At 68.5% G+C, this 24,937-nt stretch carries 21 protein-coding genes; 20 read left to right on the forward strand and 1 reads right to left on the reverse strand.

Annotated features, from left to right (window positions below; all coding sequences use genetic code 11):
• The 16 genes from PQI23_RS07060 (at position 1) to dapF (ending at position 18,045) form a co-directional block, all read left to right on the forward strand.
• A complete protein-coding gene (locus PQI23_RS07060; protein WP_339972933.1) occupies positions 1-1,074 on the forward strand; it encodes a lipid II:glycine glycyltransferase FemX in 1,074 nt (357 codons plus the stop codon).
• Positions 1,074-2,693, forward strand: a complete 1,620-nt coding sequence (gene murJ, locus PQI23_RS07065) for a murein biosynthesis integral membrane protein MurJ (RefSeq protein WP_339972935.1) — start codon at positions 1,074-1,076, stop codon at positions 2,691-2,693. Before PQI23_RS07060 ends, murJ begins: the two co-directional genes overlap by 1 nt.
• Positions 2,690-3,724 carry a lipid II:glycine glycyltransferase FemX gene (locus tag PQI23_RS07070; protein WP_339972937.1) on the forward strand — a complete coding sequence of 345 codons (1,035 nt, stop codon included), beginning with the start codon at positions 2,690-2,692 and terminating at the stop codon, positions 3,722-3,724. The genes murJ and PQI23_RS07070 overlap by 4 nt, the downstream gene beginning before the upstream one ends.
• 114 nt (positions 3,725-3,838) lie before the next feature.
• The gene (locus PQI23_RS07075; RefSeq protein WP_339972939.1) at positions 3,839-6,772 is read left to right on the forward strand and encodes an FtsK/SpoIIIE family DNA translocase; all 2,934 of its coding nucleotides are present in this window, start codon (positions 3,839-3,841) and stop codon (positions 6,770-6,772) included.
• Between the two features lie 63 nt (positions 6,773-6,835).
• Positions 6,836-7,876 (forward strand): hypothetical protein, encoded by a 1,041-nt coding sequence (locus PQI23_RS07080; protein WP_339972941.1) that lies wholly within the window; start codon positions 6,836-6,838, stop codon positions 7,874-7,876.
• A gap of 34 nt (positions 7,877-7,910) precedes the next feature.
• Complete coding sequence (gene pgsA, locus PQI23_RS07085) at positions 7,911-8,510, forward strand: CDP-diacylglycerol--glycerol-3-phosphate 3-phosphatidyltransferase (RefSeq protein ID WP_339972942.1); 600 nt, start codon at positions 7,911-7,913, stop codon at positions 8,508-8,510.
• Positions 8,507-9,046 (forward strand): CinA family protein, encoded by a 540-nt coding sequence (locus PQI23_RS07090; protein ID WP_339972944.1) that lies wholly within the window; start codon positions 8,507-8,509, stop codon positions 9,044-9,046. The genes pgsA and PQI23_RS07090 overlap by 4 nt, the downstream gene beginning before the upstream one ends.
• Before the next feature lie 130 nt (positions 9,047-9,176).
• Complete coding sequence (locus tag PQI23_RS07095) at positions 9,177-10,577, forward strand: amino acid ABC transporter substrate-binding protein/permease (RefSeq protein ID WP_339973138.1); 1,401 nt, start codon at positions 9,177-9,179, stop codon at positions 10,575-10,577.
• A 14-nt stretch (positions 10,578-10,591) separates the two neighbouring features.
• The gene (locus PQI23_RS07100) at positions 10,592-11,332 is read left to right on the forward strand and encodes an amino acid ABC transporter ATP-binding protein (protein ID WP_339973140.1); all 741 of its coding nucleotides are present in this window, start codon (positions 10,592-10,594) and stop codon (positions 11,330-11,332) included.
• 207 nt (positions 11,333-11,539) lie between these two features.
• Positions 11,540-11,860: a helix-turn-helix domain-containing protein gene (locus tag PQI23_RS07105; protein WP_010156636.1), complete on the forward strand. Its 321-nt coding sequence runs from the start codon at positions 11,540-11,542 to the stop codon at positions 11,858-11,860.
• Positions 11,861-11,964: 104 nt separating this feature from the next.
• A complete protein-coding gene (locus PQI23_RS07110) occupies positions 11,965-12,186 on the forward strand; it encodes a DUF3046 domain-containing protein (protein WP_339972947.1) in 222 nt (73 codons plus the stop codon).
• A gap of 269 nt (positions 12,187-12,455) precedes the next feature.
• The gene (gene recA, locus PQI23_RS07115) at positions 12,456-13,574 is read left to right on the forward strand and encodes a recombinase RecA (RefSeq protein ID WP_339972949.1); all 1,119 of its coding nucleotides are present in this window, start codon (positions 12,456-12,458) and stop codon (positions 13,572-13,574) included.
• A 1-nt stretch (position 13,575) separates the two neighbouring features.
• On the forward strand, positions 13,576-14,589 hold the full coding sequence (locus PQI23_RS07120; protein WP_339972951.1) for a regulatory protein RecX: 1,014 nt from the start codon (positions 13,576-13,578) through the stop codon (positions 14,587-14,589).
• A 58-nt stretch (positions 14,590-14,647) separates the two neighbouring features.
• Positions 14,648-16,213, forward strand: coding sequence for a tRNA (N6-isopentenyl adenosine(37)-C2)-methylthiotransferase MiaB (gene miaB / locus PQI23_RS07125; protein WP_339972953.1), 1,566 nt, complete (start codon positions 14,648-14,650; stop codon positions 16,211-16,213).
• Complete coding sequence (miaA, locus tag PQI23_RS07130; RefSeq protein ID WP_339972954.1) at positions 16,210-17,154, forward strand: tRNA (adenosine(37)-N6)-dimethylallyltransferase MiaA; 945 nt, start codon at positions 16,210-16,212, stop codon at positions 17,152-17,154. The genes miaB and miaA overlap by 4 nt, the downstream gene beginning before the upstream one ends.
• Before the next feature lie 9 nt (positions 17,155-17,163).
• On the forward strand, positions 17,164-18,045 hold the full coding sequence (dapF, locus tag PQI23_RS07135) for a diaminopimelate epimerase (RefSeq protein ID WP_339972956.1): 882 nt from the start codon (positions 17,164-17,166) through the stop codon (positions 18,043-18,045).
• A gap of 18 nt (positions 18,046-18,063) precedes the next feature.
• On the opposite strand, the gene PQI23_RS07140 is transcribed toward dapF, so the two are convergent.
• Positions 18,064-18,681, reverse strand: a complete 618-nt coding sequence (locus PQI23_RS07140) for a class I SAM-dependent methyltransferase (protein ID WP_339972958.1) — start codon at positions 18,679-18,681, stop codon at positions 18,064-18,066.
• A 134-nt stretch (positions 18,682-18,815) separates the two neighbouring features.
• Here PQI23_RS07140 and hflX point away from each other — a divergent pair, with 134 nt between their 5' ends.
• The 4 genes from hflX to PQI23_RS07160 all read left to right on the forward strand — a co-directional run bounded on the left by hflX (position 18,816) and on the right by PQI23_RS07160 (position 24,913).
• Positions 18,816-20,354 (forward strand): GTPase HflX, encoded by a 1,539-nt coding sequence (gene hflX / locus PQI23_RS07145; RefSeq protein WP_445238414.1) that lies wholly within the window; start codon positions 18,816-18,818, stop codon positions 20,352-20,354.
• Between the two features lie 130 nt (positions 20,355-20,484).
• A complete protein-coding gene (metE, locus tag PQI23_RS07150; protein ID WP_339972962.1) occupies positions 20,485-22,806 on the forward strand; it encodes a 5-methyltetrahydropteroyltriglutamate--homocysteine S-methyltransferase in 2,322 nt (773 codons plus the stop codon).
• Positions 22,803-24,011 carry a hypothetical protein gene (locus PQI23_RS07155; protein ID WP_339972964.1) on the forward strand — a complete coding sequence of 403 codons (1,209 nt, stop codon included), beginning with the start codon at positions 22,803-22,805 and terminating at the stop codon, positions 24,009-24,011. Before metE ends, PQI23_RS07155 begins: the two co-directional genes overlap by 4 nt.
• Entirely contained in the window at positions 24,008-24,913 is a 906-nt protein-coding gene (locus tag PQI23_RS07160) for a methylenetetrahydrofolate reductase (RefSeq protein ID WP_339972965.1), read from the forward strand. Before PQI23_RS07155 ends, PQI23_RS07160 begins: the two co-directional genes overlap by 4 nt.
• The last annotated feature ends 24 nt before the right edge of the window (positions 24,914-24,937 follow it).

Genomic DNA, 24,937 nt, shown 5'->3' on the forward strand with positions numbered 1-24,937 from the left:
GTGACGACCGGTTCGGCCTCGTCCGTCGCCCGGTTCGCCTCGGACGCGGAGCGCGCGGAGTGGGATGCGCTCGTCGTCGCCAACCCGGATGGGGGCGAAGTGTGGGCGGGCGAGGCGTACCTCGACGTCAAGCGCGACCAGAACGGATACCGCGACCTCCGGGTGATCGTGGATCGCGGTGCTCGCGCGCCGATAGCGGTCGGCGTGCTCGCGAAGCGCGTACCGCTGCTCGGATGGTGGTGGCACACCCCGGCCGGCCCGGCGGGCGCGAGCGCAGCCGAGGTGCTCGAGGCGTCCGAGGCCGTCGCGAAGCTCGCGAAATCGGCAGGCGCGTTCCTGCTGAAGATCGAGCCGCGCATCGGTCGTGACGCGATCCGCGACATTCGCGCAGCCGGGTACCGCGAGGCGGTGCGCATCATCCCGAATCCGTCGACCATTCTCGTCGACGTCTCGGGAACGGAGGACGAGGTCTTTGCGCGACTCGGCAAGAAGGCGCGCAACGCCGTGAACCGAGCGGCTCGCGACGGCATCGTCGTCTCGCGTGTCGAACCGACGGCCGAGCACTCGGCCGCGCTCTTCCAGCTGCTGCGGGAGACCGCGGAGGGCCGCTTCGTGCTGCGATCCGAGCAGTACTATCGCGAGTTCTGGGAGCGCTTCTCGCGCGGCGGCGTCGGCCAGATGTTCCTCGCGCACCGCGACGGCGCGCTCGTCGCCGGAGCGTACGCGATGGCGCTCGGCGATAAGACGACGTACAAGGATGGGGCCTCCGTGCGGGCGAAGACCGCATACGGGGCATCGCACGCCCTCCAGTGGGAGGTCATCCGCTGGGCGAACGAACGGGGAGCCACGGTGCACGATCTGTGCGGCGCCCCTCCCTCCGACCGCGCAGACGACCGCGAGCACCCGCTGTTCGGCGTCGGGCAGTTCAAACGATCGTTCGCACCGCAGATCACCGACTACGCCGGGGCGTTCGATCTTCCGCTGAAGCCGCTCGCGTATCGCGTCTGGAATGCGATCGGCGACCGGATCGCGCGTCGCGTGTCGCTCGCCGTGCGGAAGGATCCCTACTACTGATGGCTGCCGGACTCATCCGCGCGAGCGCCGTGATGGCTTCGGGCACCATCGTCTCGCGCGTACTCGGTCTCGCGAAGGCGATGCTGCTCGCCTACGCGATCGGGTCGGTCGGGGCGCGCTCGGCGGACGCCTTCGCAAACGGAAATCTGCTGCCGAACACGGTCTACATGATCCTGATCGGCGGCGTGCTGAACGCCGTGCTCGTCCCGCAGATCGTCAGGGCGGCGCAGAACAGCGACGGCGGCGCCGGGTACATCAACAAGATCCTGACCCTCGTCACCACGGCGCTCGTGCTGATCACCGGCCTGGCGATGGCGGCGGCTCCGTGGATCGTGCGGCTGACGGTCGAGGGGTGGGGGGAGGATCAGCTCGCGCTCGCCACCGCGTTCGCCTACTGGTGCATGCCGCAGGTCGTCTTCTACGGCATCTACACCGTGATGGGGGAGGTGCTGAACGCGCGAAGCCGGTTCGGTCCGTTCACCTGGGCGCCGGTGCTCAACAACCTGATCGCGATCGCGGGAATCCTCGTCTTCATCGCGATGTTCGGCGCCGACCCCGAGGGCCGCCTGGCGGTGACCGGGTGGAGCCCCGACATGATCGCGGTGCTCGGCGGCAGTGCGACGCTCGGCATCGTCGCACAGGCTCTGATCCTCTTCGTCTCGTGGCGCAACGCCGGCATCCGCTTCCGCCCCGATTTCGCGTGGCGGGGGGTCGGGCTCGGGCACACCGCGCGACTGGCGACGTGGACGCTCGCGATGGTCGTCGTCATGCAGGTCGGCGGGATCGTGACGAATCGCATCGTCGCGATCGGCTCGGGCGAGGGCCCGTCGACGAGCGCCATGCAGAACGTCTGGCTCATCTTCATGATGCCGCACTCCGTGATCGCCGTCTCGCTCGCGACGGCGTACTTCACCCGACTCGCGGAGTGGGGCCAGTCGGGCCGCATGACCGAGTTCAGGAGCGACCTCTCCGCGTCGCTGCGGCAGATCGCCCTGGTCATGGTCTATGCAGCCGTGCTCCTCGTGACCGCCGCACCGTTCATCGGTCGCATCATCAACTTCGGTGCGCTGCCCGAGCAGGTCGACATGTTCGCCGAGGCGCTCGTCGCCTATGCGGCGAGCCTCGCGGCCTACAGCTTCCTGTTCGTGGTGCAGCGCGCGTTCTACGCGCTCTCCGACACGCGGACGCCTTTCGTGTTCACGACGATCCAGATGGCGCTCGTCATCGCGCTCTCGCTGCTGCTTCCCGTGCTCGTCGCCCCGCGTCACATCGGAGTCTCGTTCGCGGCGGTCTGGTCGTTCGCGACCGTCGTCGAAGCCGTCATCGCGACCTGGCTGCTGCGTCGGAAGATCGGGTCCATCGACGGGCGCCGGATTGCTCAGAGCCTCACCAAGTACCTCATCGCGGCGGTGCCTGCGATCGCGGTCGGTATGCTCGCCACGCACTTCGGGCGACTCCTCGCCCCCGACTTCGGCGTCTGGCAGGCGCTCCCATTCGCGGCGGGCGAGGCGGTGCTCGTGGGCGTGGTGTACCTCCTCGTGCTCAGGCTCCTCAGATCCTCAGAGGTCTCGGACATCGTCGGCACCGTCTCTCGAACTCTTGGAAGGAGTCGTTCGTGACCTCCCTCACCGTGACCCCCTGCACCGACCGTGCAGAGTGGGATGCCACCGTCGCACAGCTCGGCGGGCATCCGCTGCAGTTGTGGGGCTGGGGCGACGTGAAATCCGCGCATCGCTGGAAGGCGGAGCGCGTGCTCGTGCGCGCCGGATCCGATGCCGACGCTCCAGTCGTGGGGGCATGTCAGCTCCTCACGCGCACCCTGCCGGGGCCGCTCGGCGATTTCGTCTACGCGCCCCGCGGCCCGGTGCTCGCTCGCGACTCGACGGCGCCGGAGCGGCCGTCCTCCGAGCCCGCCCCGGCGGCGATCGCGGATGCGGTGGCCGACTACGTGCACGGCTCGCGTCGGGCCGTCGCGCTCTCCATCGAACCCGACGAGGACGCGGGCGAGTTCGCGCTCACTCCTCGCTGGCGTGCGGCCGAGACACCCGTGCTCCCGGCGCGCACGTTGATTCTCGACCTGCGGAGGTCGGAGGACGAACTGCTGGCCGATATGGCGAAGAAGCACCGGCAGTACATCCGGAAGTCGGGAAGGGAGGAGGCGCTGCAGATCCGCCCCGTCGAGTCGCTCGCGGAACTCGACGCATGCCTCGAGGTCTATCGCGAGACGAGCGAGCGCGCCGATTTCGGCCTGCACGAGGATTCGTACTACCACGATGTCTTCACCATGCTCGGCGAGGACTCGCCCGTGTGGGCGGCGTATGTCGACGGGCGCCCGGTCGCCTTCCTGTTCATGGCGAAGTCGAGCCGCACCGCGTTCGAGCTCTACGGCGGAATGGACGAGACCGGGCAGCGCTTGCGCGCCAACTACGCGCTCAAGTGGCACGTCATCAGGCACATGAAGTCGATCGGGATCGAGCGCTACGATTTCGGCGGCCTCATCAACGACGGCGTGACCACGTTCAAGACGGGCTTCGCCTCCCATGAGAATCTGCTCGTCGGGAGCTGGGATCGCCCGGGCCGGGGGTACGCGCTGTGGACGAAGGGTCTTCCGCTCGCCAAACGCGCGGTGCGCGCACTCACCCGCCGGTGACACGCCGGCGGAGAGGTAACGCCTGACCGCCATTTCGGGGTGGTCGTGCTAGTGATTCGCTCCCGAGCGGAGCGTCAACTCGCCAATGTCGGCGGTCGAACGTACCCTCGTACCATGGCCAGTAAAGCTTCGTCGCGCCAGCACACGGGTAAGGCCGCGAGTCGGGGTTCCCGTTCCGCGGAGACCCGAGCGACCGCGAAAACGAAGGTGCTCGCCGAGCCCGAAGCAACGGATGGCGTCGTCGTACGCGCATGGAACGGCCTGGCCCACGCCGTCGGAGCTGCTGCTCGTGCGTTCCGCGTCGAACCGCTCGCGCCGGAGGACCGTCGGGACGGGGTGCCGCTCCTGCTCGTGCTGCTCGCGATCGTCGGCGCGGTGATCGAGTGGTTCTTCATCGGGCAGACGTTCGCCGTCACCCTCGACGCCTGGTCGTTCGGCGGACTGTTCGGCCGCGTGGCGTTCGGCCTGCCGATCATCATGGCCGGGTTCGCGCTCTGGCTGTTCAATCATCCCTCGAGCGTCCACGACAACCGGCGCATCGCCACGGGGCTGACGCTCGCAGTGCTCTCCGCCGCCGGGCTCTGCCATCTGTACGGGGGCATGCCCAATCCCTGGGAGAATCCGGAGCGGCTCAGTGCAGCTGGCGGTGTCTTCGGGTGGCTCGTCGGCGGCGCACTCGGGTACCTGACGATCTGGGTCGCGGTTCCGCTGCTCTCGCTCCTGATCCTGATGTCACTGCTGATCGTGCTGAAGACGCCTCCGTCGCGTATTGCGAGACGCGTGCGAGAGGCCTATGCGTTTCTCTTCGGTGTCAGCACCGACTCCGAAGCCGATGCGGAGCCGACGCCGACGCCGAAGCGCACGCGCAAGCAAGAGCGCGCCGAGCAGCAGGCGCTGTTCGACCTCGAGGCGCAGGAGGGCGAAGGGGACGCAGTACCGTGGTGGCGTCGGAACGCCTCCGGACGCGAGGAGGATCCGGAGTACGCCGCGGATCACTCGGCGCTCGACTCCGCCCTCAACTCCGGTTCGGGGGCCGGGACAGCCCCCGAACCGGAGCGCGGCGGGGCCTTCGAGTCGGCGCTCGCTCCCGAACCGACGACCGGGGTGTTCCCCTCCGATCTGTTCGACGAACTCGATCAGGCCGAGGCCGCCGTGCAGGCCGCCGCCACCACTCCTGCATCCGGCCTCGGCGACGACTCCTGGGATGACTTCGCGGCTCCCGCTCCGCAGACCGCGGCCGAGGAGCCGGCCGTTTCCTCTTCCGCATCGGCCGAACCGTTCGTCGTCGCACCTCCGCACAGCCCTGCAGGCCAGGCGGCGTACCAGCTTCCCGATCAGCACGCCCTGTCCGCGGGCGACGCCCCGAAGACGCACACCGAGGCGAACGATCTGATCACGGCTGCGATCGCTCGAGTCTTCGAGGAGTTCAAGGTCGATGCCCGGGTGTCCGGATTCTCGCGAGGCCCGACCGTCACGCAGTACGAGGTCGAGCTCGGCCCAGGTGTGAAGGTCGAGAAGGTCACGGCGCTGTCGAAGAACCTCTCGTACGCCGTCGCCTCGAACGAGGTGCGCATCCTGTCGCCGATTCCCGGGCGCAGCGCGATCGGCATCGAGATTCCCAACCAGGACCGCGAGAATGTCGCGCTCGGCGATGTGCTGCGCTCGAGCAAGGCGCAGCGCAGCGTGCATCCGATGACCATCGGCGTCGGTAAAGACGTCAAGGGCGGCTTCGTCGTCGCGAACCTCGCGAAGATGCCCCATCTCCTCGTCGCAGGTGCGACCGGCTCGGGTAAATCGAGCTTCATCAATTCGATGATCACCAGCATTCTGATGCGGGCGACGCCCTCCGATGTCCGCATGGTGCTCGTCGACCCGAAGCGCGTCGAGCTCACGGTCTACCAGGGTGTGCCCCACCTCATCACGCCCATCATCACGAACCCGAAGAAGGCAGCGGAGGCGCTGCAGTGGGTTGTGAAAGAGATGGACATGCGCTACGACGACCTGGCGAGTTTCGGCTTCCGCCATATCGACGACTTCAACGAGGCTGTGCGATCCGGTGGCATCGTGCTTCCCGAAGGCAGTCAGCGCGTGCTCAAGCCGTACCCGTACCTGCTCGTCGTGGTCGACGAGCTCGCCGATCTCATGCTCGTCGCCCCGCGTGACGTCGAGGATTCGATTCAGCGCATCACGCAGTTGGCGCGCGCTGCGGGCATCCACCTGGTGCTCGCGACGCAGCGCCCCTCGGTCAATGTCGTCACCGGCGTCATCAAGTCGAATGTTCCGAGTCGATACGCGTTCGCCGTCGCCTCGGGCACGGACTCGCGCGTCATCCTCGACGAGGTGGGCGCCGAGCGGCTCATCGGGCAGGGCGACGGGCTGCTGCTCCTGAACGGCGAGTCGTCGCCCGTGCGCGTGCAGGGCGCGTGGGTCGGGGAATCCGAGATCGCTCAGGTCGTCGCCCATGTGAAGGCTCAGGCGCAGCCCGAGTACCGCGCCGACGTCGCGCAGGCGGTCGAGAAGAAGGAGATCGACGAAGACATCGGCGACGATCTCGAAGTGCTCGTCGCCGCGATCGAGCTGGTCGTCTCGTCGCAGTTCGGGTCGACTTCGATGCTACAGCGCAAGCTGCGCGTCGGATTCGCCAAAGCGGGCCGCTTGATGGACTTGATGGAGTCGCGCGACATCGTCGGTCCTTCTGAGGGGTCGAAGGCCCGCGACGTGCTGGTGAGCCCGGAGCAGCTTCCGGAGGTGCTCGCACGCATCTCAGGCGCGCCGGCGTCGTCGTCGCCCGCGATCGAAGCGTCGCGGTCGCAGACTTCGAGCGGAGCCGCCGCGGCCGCAGCGGCTGCGCCACCCGCCGTCGCAGGTTCGGCTCCAGCGGAGAGCGAGAGCGGAGACGCGGTGACGGACGTCATCGATCCGCTCGAAGCCTCGGCCGGTCACGGCGATCCCCGATACGACGATCCGATTGCGCGGCATCACGCGAACCTCGAAGAGGTCGAGGGCGATGATGATGAAGACGCGTGGCAGCTCACCGGTCGCGACTGACCTCGTGCCGCCGTGCGGCAGCGCAGTACTCGAAGACGCAACAGCCAGACAGAGGAGATGACGGTGTCGCATCCCGAACCGAGCACGGCCGAGCCGGCGAGTGACCAGCGTGAGGCCGGGCGACCGGAGCGCCAGAAGTGGGTCTGGGGCATGACCGGGGCCCTCGCGGTGGTGGTGCTCGGCGCCGCAGGCGCCGTGGTCGCCATCGACGCCCAGTCGAACAATCGCGCGGATGTTCGCGCCGTTGCCGAGGAGTACATCGGCGCCGTCGCCGCGGGTGATGCGGAGGCAGCCGAACGTCTGTTCGACGGTCGCACCTCGCCGGGCACGGAGTCGGTACCCGATGCCGACGCGTTCGCCGAGGCGTCGCACATCGTCGACGCCGAGCTCGGGCGCTTCCGCGTCGACTTCGACGCCGGCCGAGCGTCGGGGGACGTCTCGTATGCGCTCGACGGCTACCCGTACACGGAACGCATCGAGCTTCGGCGCACGGAAGACGACGCCTGGCGCGTGACGGCGGGCCTCCGGCACGACGTCCCGCTCGACACGACCGGAGGCGGCGCGCTCGGACTGCAGGGGGCGGACGCCCCGCTTCCCGAGGATGCGCAGTCCATCACGCTGTACTCGAGCGAATACTCCCTCGTCTCGCACAACCCCTTCTTCGAGGCGGCGGACGAGGCCCGCTTCACAGTCACGTCGGATGGTGATGCGCTCTACACCTCCGACTGGCTCGTCCCGGGAACCGGTTACGCGGAGGAAGTGCAGCGCGCGGTTGCATCGGCGTATGAGGAGTGCGCCGACCTCGCAGAGGTGTGGGAGCTGCAATCCTGCGGCATCGATGCTCCCGAGCCGAGCGCGGAGTTCGACAGCATCGCACCGGTCACGGTCACGATCGAGATGACCGATCCACCGATGGTGAGCGGCAGCGACGCGGCGTCGATGTGGATGCAGATCGAGGAGCGCGGCTCGTTCGCAGCGACCTACTCGGGGCGCGACGCGGATGGGCGCGCGCTGACGGAAGAAGTCGAGGTTCGGGCATCGGCGGCGGACGTCGAGGTGATGCCGACGGTCGATGGGCTCGACGTCGAGATCTACCCCTACTAGAACCTCGATGCAGGCCCTCAAGTAGGCTGCTGACATGACCGGCAACGCCTCCGCCCCCGTGGCACCCAGCAATTGGAATGCCCCCAACATCATCACGGGCGCTCGCATCGTCGCCACCCCGTTCTTCCTGTGGATGCTTCTCGCCGATGGGGGAGTCGACGGGCCGTGGCGCTGGGCGTCCGCCGCCTTCTTCGTGCTCGCGATCGCGACCGACGCCTGGGACGGGCACATCGCGCGCTCCCGTGGGCTCATCACCGATCTCGGCAAGCTGCTCGACCCCATCGCCGACAAGTTCCTGACCGGCGCGGCACTGGTGGGACTTTCGATTCTGGCCGAGCTGCCCTGGTGGGTCACCGTGCTCATACTGGTTCGGGAAGTGGGCATCACGGTGCATCGGCTGCTCGTCGCCCACGACGTGGTCCTCGCCGCCGCGTGGGCGGGCAAACTGAAGACCGTGGCTCAGTCGGTGGCCATCACACTCGCGCTGCTCCCGCTCGCGAGCGTCGTGGGGCCCGCTGCGCCGGTCATCGAGTGGGTGAACATCGTCACGATGGCGATCGCGTTCGTACTCACGATGTACAGCGGACTCGACTACGTGGTGGGGTATCTGCGTGCCAAGAGGACGACGCAGTGAACTCGCCGGATCGACGAGACCTCGCCGAACGCGTCATCGCGACGGCTTCCTCGCGAGGATTCACGATCGCGGTGGCGGAATCCCTCACCGGCGGGCTGCTCGCCGACGCACTCGTCTCGATACCCGGCGCTTCGAAGACGCTCACCGGGGGAGTCGTCGCCTACCACACGGCGCTCAAGCACTCGCTCCTGGGTGTGGACGCCGAGCTGCTCCGCGAGCGAGGTCCGGTCGACGGAGAAGTCGCTCGTCAGATGGCGGATGGCGTGCGCACGGCCTGCGCCGTGCCGAACGGCGATGTCACGGCGCCGACGGCGATCGGAATCGCCACGACGGGCGTGGCCGGGCCCGATCCCGACCCGCAGACCGGTCAGCCCGCTGGAACAGTGTGGATCGCGGTGAGCTGTGCAGGTCTTGAGCGCCAGCAGCTGCTCTCCCTGCCGGGCGACCGTTCGAGCATTCGCGCCGCGGCCGTCGACGCCGCCATCGAGCTGTTGCGGACATGCCTCGAAGACGAGTGTGCATCGACGACACCCTGATCTCGGTACGCTGGGGGGCGAATCGATCATCGCAGATCGCGGCGATCCTACTCCGAAAAGGGGATTGAGAGTGCAGAAGAACAGACGTTGGACCCGCGTGCGCGCTGGTCTCGCGGCAGGGTTCGCGCCGATGCTGCTGCTGGGGACCGGAGCGGCGACAGCGGTCGTGCCGTCGCAGGCCGAAGGGGAGACGTACGTCATCGCGACGGACACGACGTTCGCCCCGTTCGAGTTCCGCGATCCTTCCACGGGCGACCTGGTCGGCATCGACATGGACCTGATGAATACGATCGCGGAGCGGGAGGGGTTCAGCGTAGACATCCGGTCGCTCGGATTCCAGGCAGCGCTCTCCGCCGTGCAATCGGGGCAGGCGGACGGCGTCATCGCGGGCATGTCGATCACCGACGAGCGCAAGGAGATCTTCGACTTCTCCGAGCCGTACTTCGAGTCCGGCGTGCAGATGGCGGTCGCGGCGAACGACGACTCCATCGAGAGTTATGAGGACCTCGCGGGTGAGACCGTCGTCGCGAAGTCGGGCTCGGAAGGGCTCGCGGAGGCGGAGAAGCTTGCCGAGGAGTACGACTTCACGGTCAAGGCGCTCGACCAGTCGGCGACGATGTACGAATCCGTGAAGAACCAGTCGGCGGTCGCGGTGTTCGACGATTACCCGGTGCTCGCCTACGGCATCGAGCAGGGGAACGGCCTAAAGGTCGTGACCGAGAAGATTCCCGGCGGGGAGTATGGATTCGCGGTGGCGAAGGGGCAGAACTCCGAGCTGCTCGCCGCCTTCAACGACGGTCTCGCGAAGCTGCAGGCCGACGGCACCTACGATGAGATCCTCGACACCTATCTCGGAGACTCAGAGGCCTCGAGCGGTGGGGGCAACATCTTCGAGCTCGTGGGCCAGAGCTGGCCCGCGCTCTCGAAGGGGCTGTGGAACACCGTCTCGATCACCGTCGTCTCGTTCGTGATCGCGCTGGCGCTCGGCCTCGTCTTCGGCTTCATGAAGATCTCGTCCTCGCGCATCGTGCGCGGGATCGCGACGGTGTACGTGTCGATATTCCGCGGCACTCCGATCCTGGTCTGGGCGTTCCTGTTCTACTTCGGGCTCCCGCAGCTCACGGGAGCTCCCGGCAATGTGTTCCTCGCGGGCGTCGCGACGCTCGCCCTGAACGCGGGCGCGTACCTCACCGAGATCGTCCGAGGAGGACTGCAGGCGGTCGATCCGGGGCAGATGGAGGCCGCACGCTCGCTCGGTCTCGGCTGGGGGCGTTCGATGCAGCGCGTCGTGGTGCCCCAGGCCGCGAAGATCTCGATGCCCTCCATCATCAATCAGCTCGTGATCACGCTGAAAGACTCCTCGCTGCTCCTGACCATCGGCTTCGCCGAACTCCTCTACCAAGCGCAGCAGATCTACGCCGCGAACTTCCGCACGACGGAGATGCTGATCATCGTCGGCGTGATGTACTTCGTCGTCATCACGCTGCTGACCTGGCTCGCGAACATCGTTGATAAGAAGGTGAACAAGTGACCGAGAACACGGCAATGCGCACGGGCACTCCCGCGATCGAGGTCGTGGGTCTGCGGAAATCGTTCGGCAGCAACGAGGTGCTCACCGGCATCGATCTCGTGGTGGGCGAGGGGGAAGTCGTCTCCGTCATCGGGCCATCCGGATCGGGCAAATCGACGCTGCTCCGCTGCTTGAACCGCCTCGAGGAGCCGACCGGAGGGTCGGTGGTCGTCGGCGGCATGGAACTCACCTCGACGCAGGCGGACATCAATGTCGTGCGGCAGAACATCGGCATGGTGTTCCAGCACTTCAATCTGTTCCCGAACATGACCGTGCTCGAGAACATCATGCTCGCGCCCGTCGATCTGAAGAAGAAGTCGAAGAGCGAAGCCCGAACCTCGGCTCTCGCGCTGCTGGAGCGGGTCGGTCTCTCGGAGAAGGCCGATGCGCGACCCGCGTCGCTCTCCGGGGGGCAGAAGCAGCGCGTGGCGATCGCGCGTGCGCTCGCCATGGAGCCGAAGATCATGCTGTTCGACGAGGCGACCTCGGCACTCGATCCCGAAATGGTGGGAGAGGTGCTTCAGGTCATCCGCGACCTCGCCGCATCGGGAATGACGATGGTGCTCGTCACGCACGAGATGGGCTTCGCGCGCGAGGTGTGCGATCGCGTCGTCTTCATGGACGAGGGAGTGGTGGTCGAGCAGGGGGCGCCGGAGCAGGTCTTCGAGGCTCCGCAGCAGCCGCGCACGCAGGAGTTCCTCTCGAAGGTGCTGTGAACGATTCCGGCGCGCGATCCTGGAATTCTCCTGAACCTGAGTCGCTGTGACTCAACTTCAGTGAGATTTCAGGAATAGAACGGTTATGCTCTGAGTTGTTCCCAGTACGACGACTCGACAACGGTCGGCGTTCCCGCAGCGACAGCCTGTCGTGGAGCGGGTATGGTGGAGGCACGACTCGGGTTGTGCACGTGAAGGAGGGTTCACATGGTGCTCATGCGTCAAGAGATCGGCGATGTGCTGCGTGACTTCCGGCTGCAGAAGGGTCGTACGCTGCGGCAGGTGGCCGGCGAGGCGAGCGTTGCGCTCGGATACCTGAGCGAGGTCGAGCGCGGGCAGAAGGAGGCGTCGAGCGAGATCCTCGCGGCGGTCGCCGATGCGCTGGATACCCCGCTCTCCGTGATCATGGGCGAGGTGAGTGAGCGACTCTCCGTGGTGGAGGGCCTGTCGCTCCCGATGGCCCACCGGGTGCCCGACACCGTTCCCGCGGAGCTGGTGTCGGGGTTCACCCCCGAACTGGTCTCGTAAGAGCCTTGCGATGTGCGCCGTATGAGCGGCGCCGAAGCGCCCGTCCGATTCAGGCACGGGCGCTTCGCCGTTCTCCGGCGAATGATGCGAAGTGAGTGTGACAGATGCGGTTGAGTGAATTCCGGCGGGCGTGCATCTCCGAGTTCGGCGAGGATTACGCGCCCGTGCTGCTGCGCGATCACTGGCTCGCTGCGCTGAATGGCACCGCGAACGAAGCCATCGAGAGAGGGGTCTCGCCCCGTCGGGTGTGGGACGCGCTCTGCGTCGATCTCGGGGTGCCGGTGCCGCGACGCCACGGTCGAGGCCTGCCGGATCCCCGCGACTGAGAGGCTGATCCGTCGTCGAGATGAGGGAGGCGGGCGACCAACACGCCGCTTCGGTATTCGAAACTGTGTTCGAGTGGTGTTATCTTCGTCTACAGGTGGCGCAGAGCGCTTTCCAGTCACAGATCAGCACGATCGGCCGTGAATGTCGGAGGCTGATTCTAGGGTGAGAAGCGCACGACCACCGATGCCTTGTCTGCCCCGCCCGGGGTCGAGACAGTATGCAGGCAGCACACCCAGCGGCACGCCGCGCACGTGAAGAGGAGCACACCATGGCAGCACCGAAAGACCGCGAAAAGGCACTCGAGGCGGCCCTCGCGCAGATCGACCGAAACTTCGGCAAAGGCGCGGTCATGCGCATGGGGAGTCAGGATCGCGCCCCCGTCGAGGTGATTCCGACCGGTTCTGTCGCGCTGGACGTGGCGCTGGGTATCGGAGGCCTCCCGCGCGGGCGCATCATCGAGATCTACGGCCCGGAGTCATCGGGTAAGACGACGCTCACCCTGCATGCGATTGCGAACGCACAGCGCGCAGGCGGCATCGCAGCGTTCATCGACGCCGAGCACGCCCTCGACCCCGAGTACGCCCAGAAACTGGGCGTCGACATCGACGCGCTGCTCGTCGCTCAGCCCGACACGGGCGAGCAGGCGCTGGAGATCGCGGACATGCTGATCCGCTCCGGCTCCGTCGACCTCGTCGTCATCGACTCGGTCGCAGCGCTCGTGCCCAAGGCCGAGATCGAGGGCGAGATGGGCGACAGCCATGTCGGTCTGCAGGCGCGACTCATGTCGCAGGCGCTGCGAAAGATCACCGGCAGCCTGAACTCCACGAAGACCACGGCCATCTTCATCAACCAGTTGCGTGAGAAGATCGGCGTCTTCTTCGGAAGCCCGGAGACGACCGCCGGCGGTAAGGCGCTGAAGTTCTACGCATCGGTGCGTCTCGATATTCGTCGCATTCAGACGCTGAAGGACGGCGCTGACGCGGTGGGCAACCGCACTCGGGTGAAGGTGGTCAAGAACAAGATGGCGCCGCCCTTCAAGCAGGCGGAGTTCGACATCCTCTACGGCATCGGCATCTCCCGCGAGGGATCGCTCATCGACTACGGCGTGGAGCAGGGGCTGATCAAGAAGAGCGGAGCCTGGTTCACCTACGACGGAGATCAGTTGGGTCAGGGTATGGAGAACGCGCGCCGGTTCTTGATCAATCACCCCGACGTCGCGCTTGAGATCGAGGAGAAGATCCTCACGAAGCTGGGTGTCAACGGACGTAAGGAAGCAGGGGCCGACGAGGCGAGCGAGGCTGCACCGGGCGGTAAGAATGCGCCGGTGACGAAGGCCGCTCCCGCAAAGACGGCGCCCCCCGCTCCCGAGAAGCGCGCGAGCGCCTGAGATGGCCGTCCGGTTTCTCCCTCCACCCGACGAAGGATCGCGGTCGGAGGACCGGGGCGACCTGGCCGAGGTCATCGAGCTGCGCTCGCAGTTGAATCGTCGGGGTTCGGCGACGGGTGACGAGAGTGCGGCGCACCCTGCGGGTGCATTGGCCGGTGCTCAGGCCGGTGCCGGTGCGGAGGCCGGTGCCGGTGCTGAGGCCGGTGCCGGTGCGGATGCCGACGCGGAGTTCGAGCCGCGCGCCACCGGAAGCGTGCAGAACGAGCAGAGTCCGCGTCGAGCGACGCGCGAAGAGCTGGCCAAGCTCGTCGACTCGGGAGTCGCTTCGATCATCGATGCGGGAGCGCGACCGGTGGTGCAGGGCGATTTCTCACGCGGGCTTTCGCCCGCGTCGGCGGAGGTCCGTGACGACCGCCACGACAGTGTCGAGGAGGAGCTGGAGCTCGCGACTGAGCTCGCGACTGAGCTCGACCCCGAGAGCGAGGCGTCGGCCCACGAGCCTGCTGGGCCCGAGCGCACCGCCCATGACGACGGAGTGCGCATTCTGGGGCGCCGCGCCCGGTCGAGCGGCGAGCTCCGCGAGGAGCTCGCCCGCCTCGACCACGGGATCGACGAGATCGAGACGGTGATCGACGAGTTCACACGCAGCCTCTACCTCGACGATCTCGGGCTCGCACGCACGCTCACGGAGAAGTTGCGCCATACGAAGCGAGCGAGCCGATCGCAGATCCGTGTGAAGCTGCAGGCCCGCAAGCTTCCGGGCGATGTCATCGAGACCGCGATCGGCGAGCTCGACTCCGATGAGGAGTTCGAGCTGCTGCGGCAGACCGCGCGCGATCGCGCGGCGAAGCTCGGCGGGCTCGAGCGTCAGGTCGCCGAGCGCCGGTTGCTCGGCTTCCTCGCCCGGCGGGGCTGGTCCGGCGAGCCCGCGATGCGGGCGGCGCGGGACGCGCTCGACGGGTCGGGCCGAGGCTCGCGGGGAGGCCGCGGCGGTTCGGGCGTCCGCTTCGAGTAGCGGTGCCCCCGGCCGCGGCCCGGTCGTCGCGCCTGCCGTCGCCGGTAGACTGGGGACCATGAGTCTCACCGCTGTCCAACCCACTGAGATCCAGCTGTCGCCCGCGGCAGTGCGTCGCGACGGCACCCCCCGCAGCTACTCCGTGCGCACGCTCGGGTGCCAGATGAACGTGCACGACTCCGAGCGGCTTTCGGGTTCGCTGGAAGCCGCGGGATACGTACCCGCGGAAATCGCGGAGTCGGCCGACGTCATCGTGATCAACACGTGTGCGGTGCGCGAGAATGCGGCGAACAAGCTGTACGGCAATCTGGGCCACCTCGCCGGCGTGAAGCGGGAACGCGAGGGGATGCAGATCGCAGTCGGCGGCTGTCTCGCGCAGAAGGACCAGGGCGCCATCGTCGAGAAGGCGCCTTGGGTCGACGTCGTCTTCGGAACCCACAACATGGGGTCGCTCCCCGCACTGCTCGAACGAGCGCGGCACAACGCCGAGGCCCAGGTCGAGATCCTCGAGTCACTCGAGGTGTTCCCGTCGACGTTGCCCACGAAGCGCGACTCGGCATCCAGCGGCTGGGTCTCCATTTCTGTGGGATGCAACAACACCTGCACGTTCTGCATCGTCCCGGCGTTGCGGGGCAAGGAGAAGGACCGCCGCCCGGGCGACATCCTCGCCGAGGTGCAGGCCCTCGTCGACGACGGCGCCATCGAGGTGACACTCCTCGGTCAGAACGTCAACACCTACGGCGTCGAGTTCGGCGACCGTCAGGCGTTCGGCAAACTGCTCCGCGCCATGGGCGACATCGGCGGCCTCGAACGCGTCCGATTCACCAGCCCGCACCCGGCGGCGTTCACCGAAGACGTCATCGCGGCGATGGCCGAGACGCCGAACGTGATGCCCGTGCTGCACATGCCGTTGCAATCCGGCTCCGACACGGTGCTCAAGGCGATGCGGCGCTCATACCGTTCGAAGAAGTTCCTCGGAATCCTCGACGCCGTGCGCGAGCGCATCCCGCACGCGGCGATCACGACCGACATCATCGTCGGGTTCCCGGGCGAGACCGACGCCGACTTCGAGGACACGCTGCGCGTGGTCGAAGCCTCGCGGTTCGCGAGCGCCTTCACGTTCCAGTACTCGATCCGACCGGGCACTCCCGCCGCGGACATGGACGGCCAGCTGCCGAAGGCGGTGGTTCAGGAACGCTACGAGCGGCTCCAAGCCCTGCAGGAGCGCATCTCCCTGGAGGAGAACCAGGCGCAGATCGGCCGCACGGTCGACGTGCTGGTCTCCGCCGGCGAGGGGAAGAAGGACGCGGCCACGCGTCGCTTCTCGGGCCGCAGCGAAGACAACCGGCTCGTGCACTTCGCGGTACCGGAGGGAAGCGACGAACCCCGCCCCGGAGATGTGGTGACCGCAGTGGTCACCGCCGCCGCCCCGCACTTCCTCATCGCAGACTCCGCGGTCGACCCGCTCGAGAGCTCTCGTCGGTTCGCAGTGCGCCGCACGCGCGCGGGAGATGCATGGGACCGGCGTCAGGCTGAGAGCTGCGGCGTGCCGGCACCGGCGAACGCGGATGAGGCGGGCCCTCGCGTCGTCAATCTCGGACTGCCGACCATCCGCACCCGATGATCACGGGTGGCAGGCTCGACGCGGATCGAGCACGCCGCACGTCCCCCGCGCTCTGGGCTGTCGTCGGTGCCACCGGGACGGGGAAGTCGGAGCTCTCGCTCACCCTCGCCGAGCGGCTCGCCGAGAACGGTCGCGCCGCGGAGATTGTGAACGCCGACGCGATGCAGGTGTATCGGGGAATGGACATCGGTACGGCGAAGGTGTCGCAGTCGGAGCGGAGGGGGATCGCGCATCACCTTCTCGACGTGCTCGAACCCGGTGAGGAGGCGACGGTCGCGTGGTACCAAGCGGAAGCGCGCGCCGCGGTCGCCGAGATCCATGCACGAGGCGCCGACGCGATCCTCGTCGGGGGGTCGGGTCTGTACGTGTCGAGCGTGCTCTTCGACTTCCAGTTCCCGCCACGCGATGCGGCGCTGCGCGCGGAGCTCGAGGAGGCGGCCGTTCGCGATGGTGCGGGTGCCCTGCTCGAGCGGTTGCGCGCTATAGACCCGGCGACTGCCGCAGCAGTCGATGCGCGCAACCCGCGTCGCGTCGTGCGCGCGCTCGAGGTCGCGCTGCTCGGGGGAGATGCGCAGGTCACCCTGCCCGCCGAACCGAGATTGTGGCACGATGCTGCAGCCGGCGGCACGCGCATCCTGGGGGTGCAGGTCGAACGGGCGGAGCTCGTCGAACGGCTGGATCGGCGCGTGGAGCAGATGTGGAGCTCCGGACTGCTCGACGAAGTGCGCGCGCTGATTCCGCGCGGGATCGCTGAGGGGCGCACGGCCTCGCAAGCCATCGGCTACGCCCAAGCGCTCGCGCAGCTCGATGGGCGTCTGACGCAGGCCGACGCGATCGCTGAGACGCAGCTGCTCACGCGCCGGTACGCTCGCCGGCAGGTCAGCTGGTTCAAGCGCTACCCGAACGCCGAGTGGCTGCGCGCCGGCGAACTGCCCGCGTAAACTGGGGCCATGACGACCCTCGCGTTCACCAAGGGCCACGGCACGGGCAACGACTTCGTGCTCTTCTCCGATCCCGATGGCGAGCGCGAGCTGACCCCCGAGCAGATCCGCTTCCTGTGCGACCGCAGGTTCGGCATCGGCGCGGACGGCGTGATCCGTGCGGTGCGATCGCGCTCCATCCCCGAGGGCGCCGCGTGCCTCGCGGAGGAGCCCGACGCCGAGTGGTTCATGGACTACTGGAACTCGGACGGCACGCCGGCCGAGATGTGCGGCAACGGCGTGCGGGTGTACGCCCACTACCTGATCACCGAGGGCCTCGTCTCGCCGGAGCGTCGCGACACACTGCCGATCGGCACGCGAGCCGGGGTCAAGGATGTTCTCGCGGGCGTCTCCGGGTACACCGTCGATCTCGGACGCTGGCGCCTCGCCGAGGACCGCCTGGTGGCCGCGCAGGGCCTCGATGTCGCTCGTCCCGGTCTCGGCATCGATCTCGGCAATCCGCACGTCGTCGCAGCGCTGGCGGATCCCGCAGAGCTCGACGGCCTCGACCTGCACCGGGAGCCCGCCCTCGAACCCGTCGCCGAGCACGGCGCGAATGTCGAGTTCGTCGTCCCGGAGGATCCGCTCATCAAGGACGGCGTGGCCCGCATCCGAATGCGCGTGCACGAGCGCGGCGTCGGCGAAACGCTGTCGTGCGGCACGGGTACTGTGGCCGCTGCGCTCGCCTTCCGTCACTGGGGCGGCGAGGGCATGCCGAATCACTGGCGGGTGGACGTGCCCGGCGGGCGTCTCGCGGTGCGCATGTTCCCGACGGAAGAAGGCGAGCACGTGTCGCTCAACGGACCCGCCGAGCTCGTCTACTCGGGTGAGATCGAGCTCCCCGCGGCCTGAATCGGCCCCGAGGGCGAACTACGCGCGGCGGGCGCGGATGATGTGGAAGCCCTTGTCGCGCCCTGCGCGGTCGACGTCGAGTTCGGCGAACTCCGACGCGATCCAGCGCTGCAGCGAGTCGGCTCCCAGGTGCTTCGCGACCACGAAGTGCGCGATGCCATCGTCGTTCAAACGGGGAAGCCACTGGTGCAGGATCGCGTGCAGTGCATCCTTGCCCACCCTGATCGGCGGGTTGGAGCGGATCTCCCCGAATCTCAGCGCGGCGGGAACATCGTCGGGAGCCGCGACCCGCAGATGAGCGAGCCCGAGCCGCTCCGCGTTCTGCCGGGTCAGCTCTCGCGATCGCTCGTTGACGTCGATCGCCCAGATCTCGCGTTCGGGCTGCGCGAGCGCAGCGTCGAGCGCGATCGCACCCCACCCGCACCCCACGTCGAGAAGAGGGGCCTCGCCCGCGGCCCCGAGCTCTCGAGCGCTGGGCAGCTCGCGCAGCAGGATCGCGGTGCCCCGATCGAGCTGGTCTGGGCTGAAGACGCCGCCGGCCGTGACGACCGTGCGCGGCTCGCCCGCGAGCTCCACCTCGATCTCGCGGAGCCTGAGCTCGCCGCCGGGCGATTCGGAGAAGTAGTGCTGAGTCACCGATCCAGTATCCCAGCCCCTCGGCTGCGCCCAGGGCGAACGGCCGACGCGCCCGGGCGGCGGCCGCGTACACTTGGGGCCAGATGAAGAAACGAAACGCAGACGATGCAATGATCGCAGTCGAGGACGCTGTCATGGAAGACGCCCTCGATCCGGCACCGGCAACCCCGCACGCGGCTTCTGGAGACGCACTCGACCGGGTGCTCGCGCGCGCCGCGGGCACGGGATCCGCCACGGTCATCCGCGACCTCACCAGCGGCGCACAGGCTCTCGGAGACGAAGATCATGATCGGCTCGAGGGCGACCTCGATGCCATCCGTATGGAGCGCGAGGACCGCGCCTCGCTGAAGCGCGTCGTCGGGCTCTCCACCGAGCTCGAAGACGTCACCGAGGTCGAGTATCGGCAGCTGCGACTGGAGAACGTCGTGCTCATCGGCGTCTACTCCCAGCGCAGCGCCGAGGATGCCGAGAACTCGCTGCGCGAACTCTCCGCGCTCGCGGAGACCGCGGGAGCCCGCGTGCTCGACGGCCTGCTGCAGCGGCGCGCGCATCCCGATCCGGCGACCTACCTGGGCAAGGGCAAAGCGCAGGAGCTCGCCGAGTTGGTCGCGGCAGTGGGCGCCGACACCGTGATCGCCGACACCGAGCTCGCACCGAGCCAGCGCCGTGCGCTCGAGGATGTCGTGAAGGTGAAGGTGATCGACCGCACGGCGGTGATCCTCGACATCTTCAGCCAGCACGCCAAGAGCCGCGAGGGCAAGGCGCAGGTCGAGCTCGCGCAGCTGCAGTATCTCCTGCCTCGACTGCGCGGCTGGGGCGAGTCGATGTCGCGTCAGGCTGGCGGTCAGGTCGGATCGGCCGGCGCGGGTATGGGCTCGCGCGGCCCCGGTGAGACGAAGATGGAGCTCGACCGCCGCAAGATCCACATCCGCATGTCGAAGCTGCGCAAGCAGATCGCGGGGTTCGCTCCAGCGCGCGAGGCGAAGCGCGCGAATCGCAAGCGCGGCGAGGTGCCCTCGGTGGCGATCGCCGGGTACACGAACGCCGGCAAGTCGAGCCTGCTCAACCGGCTCACGGGCACGCAGGAGCTCGTGCAGAACCAGCTGTTCGCGACGCTCGATACGGCGATCAGGCACGGCGAGACCGAAGACGGGCGCCGCTTCACCTACGCCGACACGGTCGGGTTCGTGCGCAACCTGCCGCATCAGCTGGTCGAGGCGTTCCGCTCCACGTTCGAGGAGGTGGGCGACGCCTCGGTGATCCTGCACGTCGTCGACGGCTCGCACCCCGACCCCGAGGCGCAGTTGCGCACAGTGCGCGACGTGATCGCCGAGGTCGAGGCGCAGGACATCACGGAGCTGGTGGCGTTCAACAAGGCCGACCTGCTGGACGATTCGCAGCGGCTGGTGCTGCACGGCCTCGTGCCCGACGCCGTGTTCGTCTCGGCGCGCACCGGCGAGGGCATCGACGAGCTGAAGCGACGCATCGACGCCGCGCTCCCGGTGCCGGATCGCGAGATCACCGTCGTGGTGCCGTACGACCGCGGCGAGCTCGTGGCCGAGCTGCACGAGCGCAACCGCGTGCTCGAGACGGAGTACGTGGAGGCGGGCACACGGGTCCGTGCGTACGTCACCGCGGAGACCGCGTCGAAACTCGAACAATACGTCCTATAACCCAGGCTTCGGTACCCGGGTAACAGTGAGCAACATCGCTCGGCGAACGAGCGTCGGCTGGATACCTTGGGGGAGTTCCACGGGGAGCAGCGCCTGCTGCGATCCTTGAGTTCCCACGAAAAGGACGGCCATGACCGCAACGACGCATCTGCCCACCGCGACCATTCTCGGCTACCCGCGACTCGGGCGCCGCCGCGAGCTGAAGCGGGCGATCGAGTCCTACTGGAAGGGGCAGATCGACGAGGTCACCCTGCAGCAGACCGCCCGCGACCTTCGCGCATCCACTCGCGCGCGCCTCGTCGAGCTCGGTCTGCCCGCCGCGGGCGGAGCCGTTCCCGAGACCTTCAGCTTCTACGATCAGGTGCTCGACGCCACGCTCGCGCTCGGCGCGATCCCGCATCGCTTCGCCGATATCTCCGGCAGCGACCTCGTGACCTACTTCGCGCTCGCCCGCGGCGATCGCGACCACCAGCCGCTCGAGATGACCAAGTGGTTCGACACGAACTACCACTACAGCGTTCCCGAGATCGACGAGCGCACCCCGCTTGCGGCGAATCCCGCGCAGCTGGTCGCGCAACTCGCGGAGGCGGCGGAGCAGGGCATCGACTCGCGCCCGGTGCTCGTCGGGCCGGTCACCTACCTGCTCCTCGCGAAAGCCTCGGACGATGCCGGCGAGGGCTTCGCACCCATCGATCGACTCGACGAGGTCGTGGCCGTGTACGGCGAACTGCTCGCCGCGCTGGCGGGAGCGGGCGCGCAGTGGGTGCAGCTGGACGAGCCCGCGCTCGTGTCGGATTCGCTCCCCGTGCCCCGCGAGCAGACGCTCGCTCTCGTCGAGCGTGCGTACGCGGCGATCGGTGCGGCTTCCGAGCGGCCCCGCATCCTTTTGACCGCGCCGTACGGCGACGCCTCTGCGGCGCTGGCGCGGCTCGGCGCGCTGCCGGTCGAGGCGGTGCAGGTCGACCTGGTGCGCGGCGGCCTGCCCGAGGCCGAGCTCGCGTCGGGTGAACTCACGGCCGCGTTCGCAGGCACCCAGCTCCTCGCGGGCGTCGTCGACGGGCGCAACATCTGGAAGACGGACCTGCGTGCCGCTTTCGGGAACATCGAGCGCTTGCAGCGCGCCGGTATCTCGGCTGTGGCCGCCACGTCGAACAGTCTGCAGCACGTCCCCCACGACGTCCGGGACGAGACGCGGCTCGACGCGGAACTCGCATCATGGCTCGCCTTCGCCGACCAGAAGATCGAGCAGGTCGTGATCCTCGCTCGCGGGCTTGCGAATGGCGCCGCAGCGATCGAGGCCGAACTCGCAGCCGTCGACGCGATCCTCGCGGCTCGTGCCGGGGCCTCTGGAGTGCGAGTGGACGAGGTGCGCGAGCGGGCCGATGCTGTTTCGGGTGAGGATCGCGAGCGCGCCGACGAGGGGGAGCGCCGCGCCGCGCAGCAGGCGCTCGACATCCCGGAGCTCGCGACGACGACCATCGGCTCGTTCCCGCAGACTCCGGAGATCCGCCGAGCGCGAGCCGCGTTCGGCAGGGGTGATATCGCTCAGGAGGAGTACGACGGGTTCCTGCGCGCCGAGATCGAGCGGGTGATCCGCCTGCAGGAGGAGATCGGCCTGGACGTGCTCGTGCACGGCGAAGCCGAGCGCAACGACATGGTGCAGTACTTCGCGGAGCTGCTCGACGGGTTCGCGGTCACCGAGCACGGCTGGGTGCAGTCGTACGGCACACGGGCGACCCGACCGTCGATCCTCTGGGGCGACGTGTCCCGCCCCGCCCCGATGACGGTCGCCTGGTCCGCGTACGCGCAGTCGCTCACCGACCGGCCGGTGAAGGGGATGCTCACGGGCCCCGTGACGATCCTCGCCTGGTCCTTCGTGCGCGACGACCAGCCGCTGGCCGATACGGCGACGCAGGTCGCCCTCGCCCTGCGCGACGAGATCGACGACCTCGTCGAGGCCGGCATCCGCATCGTGCAGGTGGACGAGCCGGCGCTCCGCGAGCTGCTGCCCCTCGACGCCGACCGGCAGGCGGCGTACCTCGGTTGGTCGGTGGGCGCGTTCCGCCTCGCGACGAGCGGCGCGGCTCCCGGCGTGCAGATCCACACGCACCTCTGCTACTCGGAGTTCGGCGAGATCATCGACGCCGTCGACGGGCTCGACGCCGATGTCACGAGCATCGAGGCGGCCCGGAGTCGGATGGACGTCGTCGAGCCGCTGGGCGAGCACGGGTATGCGCGCGGCATCGGCCCGGGCGTGTACGACATCCACTCGCCCCGCGTGCCGAGCGTCGAGGAGCAGCAGGAGCTCATCCGGATCGCGGCAGCGCGCATTCCCGGCGAGCAGCTCTGGGTGAATCCCGACTGCGGCCTGAAGACGCGCGGGTACGAGGAGACCGTGGCGAGCCTCACGAACCTGGTGCACGCGGCCCGTGCGGTGCGCGCGGGCGCGTGAGCGCGCCGGACGGTCGTGAGGCGGGGGCGGAGGAAGCGGCCCTCCCCGCCGAGCACGCCGGGGCGTGGCGCGGCGGCGAGCTGCCGACCGAGGCCGTGGGCAGCCTGCCGCGCCCCGCCCGTCTGCAGCGATCGGTGCTCGACGCAGAGGCCGGCCTGGTCGACGCGGAGACGCTGCGCGGCGAGCAGGATCGCGCCGTGCGCGACACCCTCGCAAGATTCGCGGAGACCGGTTCGCCCCTGGTGAGCGACGGCGAGCAGCGGCGGCAGAGCTTCTCCAGCTACCCGCTCGGCACCTCCTTCGCGGGTGACGTGCGCGAGGGGCCGGTGTTCGCGGTGTTCGCCGACGGGCACCATCGCGTGATCCCGAGCCTCGCGCGGGGCCCCTTCCGGTTCCGCTCGTGGGCGGCGGACGACGTCGCGGCCGCACGGCCGCTCACCCGTCTGCCGCTGAAGCAGGCGGTCGTCTCGCCGTCGATGCTGTCGCTCATGGTGCCCGCGGAGGGACTGGGCGACTACTCCCGCGATGCGTTCCTCGACGACGTCGTAGCCGGGTGCGCCGAGGATATCCGGCGCAGCTTCGCCGCCGGCGCCTCCCGCGTCAGCATCGATTTCACGGAGGGGCGGCTCGCGCTGCGCCGCGATCTGCGCGCTCCCTGGGCGGGCCCGGAGGCGCTGAGCGGATTCATCGATCTCATCAACCGCGTGCTCGCGGAGCTCACCCCCGAGCACCGCTCCGCAGTGGGCGTCCATACGTGCCCCGGCAACGACCACGACTCGGCGCACAGCGCCGATGTCGACTACGCCGCGCTGATCCCCGAGCTCTTCCAGATCGAGGCCGGATACTTCCTCGTGCAGGCCGCAAGCGAGAAGGAGCCGGATCGCGTGGCTCGACTCGTGGGGCGTCAGCTGCGGCAGCGCGCGCGCACATCGGCGGCGCCGCCGCGCGTGCTGCTCGGCGTCACCGACCCGACCAGCCCGAAGCTCGAGACCGCGGCGGAGGTGCGGGATCAGCTGGTGCGCGCGGCACGGTTCATCCCGGTCGAGCTACTCGGCTCGACGGACGACTGCGGGTTCTCCCCGTACCTCATCGACGAGAAACCGAAGCACGGATCGCCCGACTTCGCTCGCGACGTGGCGTTCGCGAAGATCGCCGCACGCGTGCGCGGCACGCGTCTCGCGCAGCAGGAGCTGAGCGGCGCATGAACTCGTTCCTGCTCCCCGCCCGCGCGGCGACGCGCGCCCGCTTCTCGTTCGAGGTGTTTCCGGCGCGCTCGGGCGCGGCCGCCCTCGCCCTCGGCCACGCCGTGCAGCATCTCTCCGCCGCCGATCCCGACTTCATCTCGGTCACCTACGGTGCGAACGGATCGAACCGCGACGCCTCGCTCGATCTGGTCGCGTACCTCCGCGACCACACCGATGCGCTGCCTCTGGCGCACCTGACGACGGTCGCGGAGAGCTCTGAGGCCGTGCGAGCCGCGATACACGCGATCATGGACGCCGGCGTGCACGACTTTCTCGCGCTCCGGGGCGATCCGCCTCGCGGGCTCGACGAGAGCGACGCTCGAGTCGCAGGCTCGATGAGTTCGCTGGAGCTGGTGCGACTGGTCGCGCAGGCCCGGGCCGAGCGACCCGCGCTGACGAGTGTCGGACGCACCGCGGTGGCTGCGTACCCGAACGGCCATCCGCTCTCGCGCTCGCGGGCCGAGGATATCGACTGGCTCGTCGCGAAGCAGGAGGCCGGTGCGAATCTCGCAATCTCGCAGCTGTTCTTCCGAGCCGAGGAGTACCTCTCGTTCGTCGACGACGCGCGGAGGGCGGGGCTCACCATGCCGGTGCTCCCCGGACTCATGCCGGTATCGACGAGCGCGCAACTCAGAAAGGTCGCCTCGCTCGCGGGCCGACCCGCTCCTTCAGAGCTCGCTCGCGCACTGGACGCAGAGGGCGGGTACGCACCCGAGCTGGGTGTCGAGCATACCGTCGCCCTCGCGCGGGAGCTGCTCGACGGAGGTGCGCCGTCGGTGCACCTCTATACGTTCAATCGGCACGAGCAAGTGCTCGCCGTGCTGCGGGAGCTAGGCTTGCTCACCCCTGACCCGGTCGTCTAGGCAGGCGCCCGGCGCCGTGCGCGC

Source organism: Leucobacter sp. USCH14 (genome assembly GCF_037619215.1).
GTDB lineage: Bacteria > Actinomycetota > Actinomycetes > Actinomycetales > Microbacteriaceae > Leucobacter.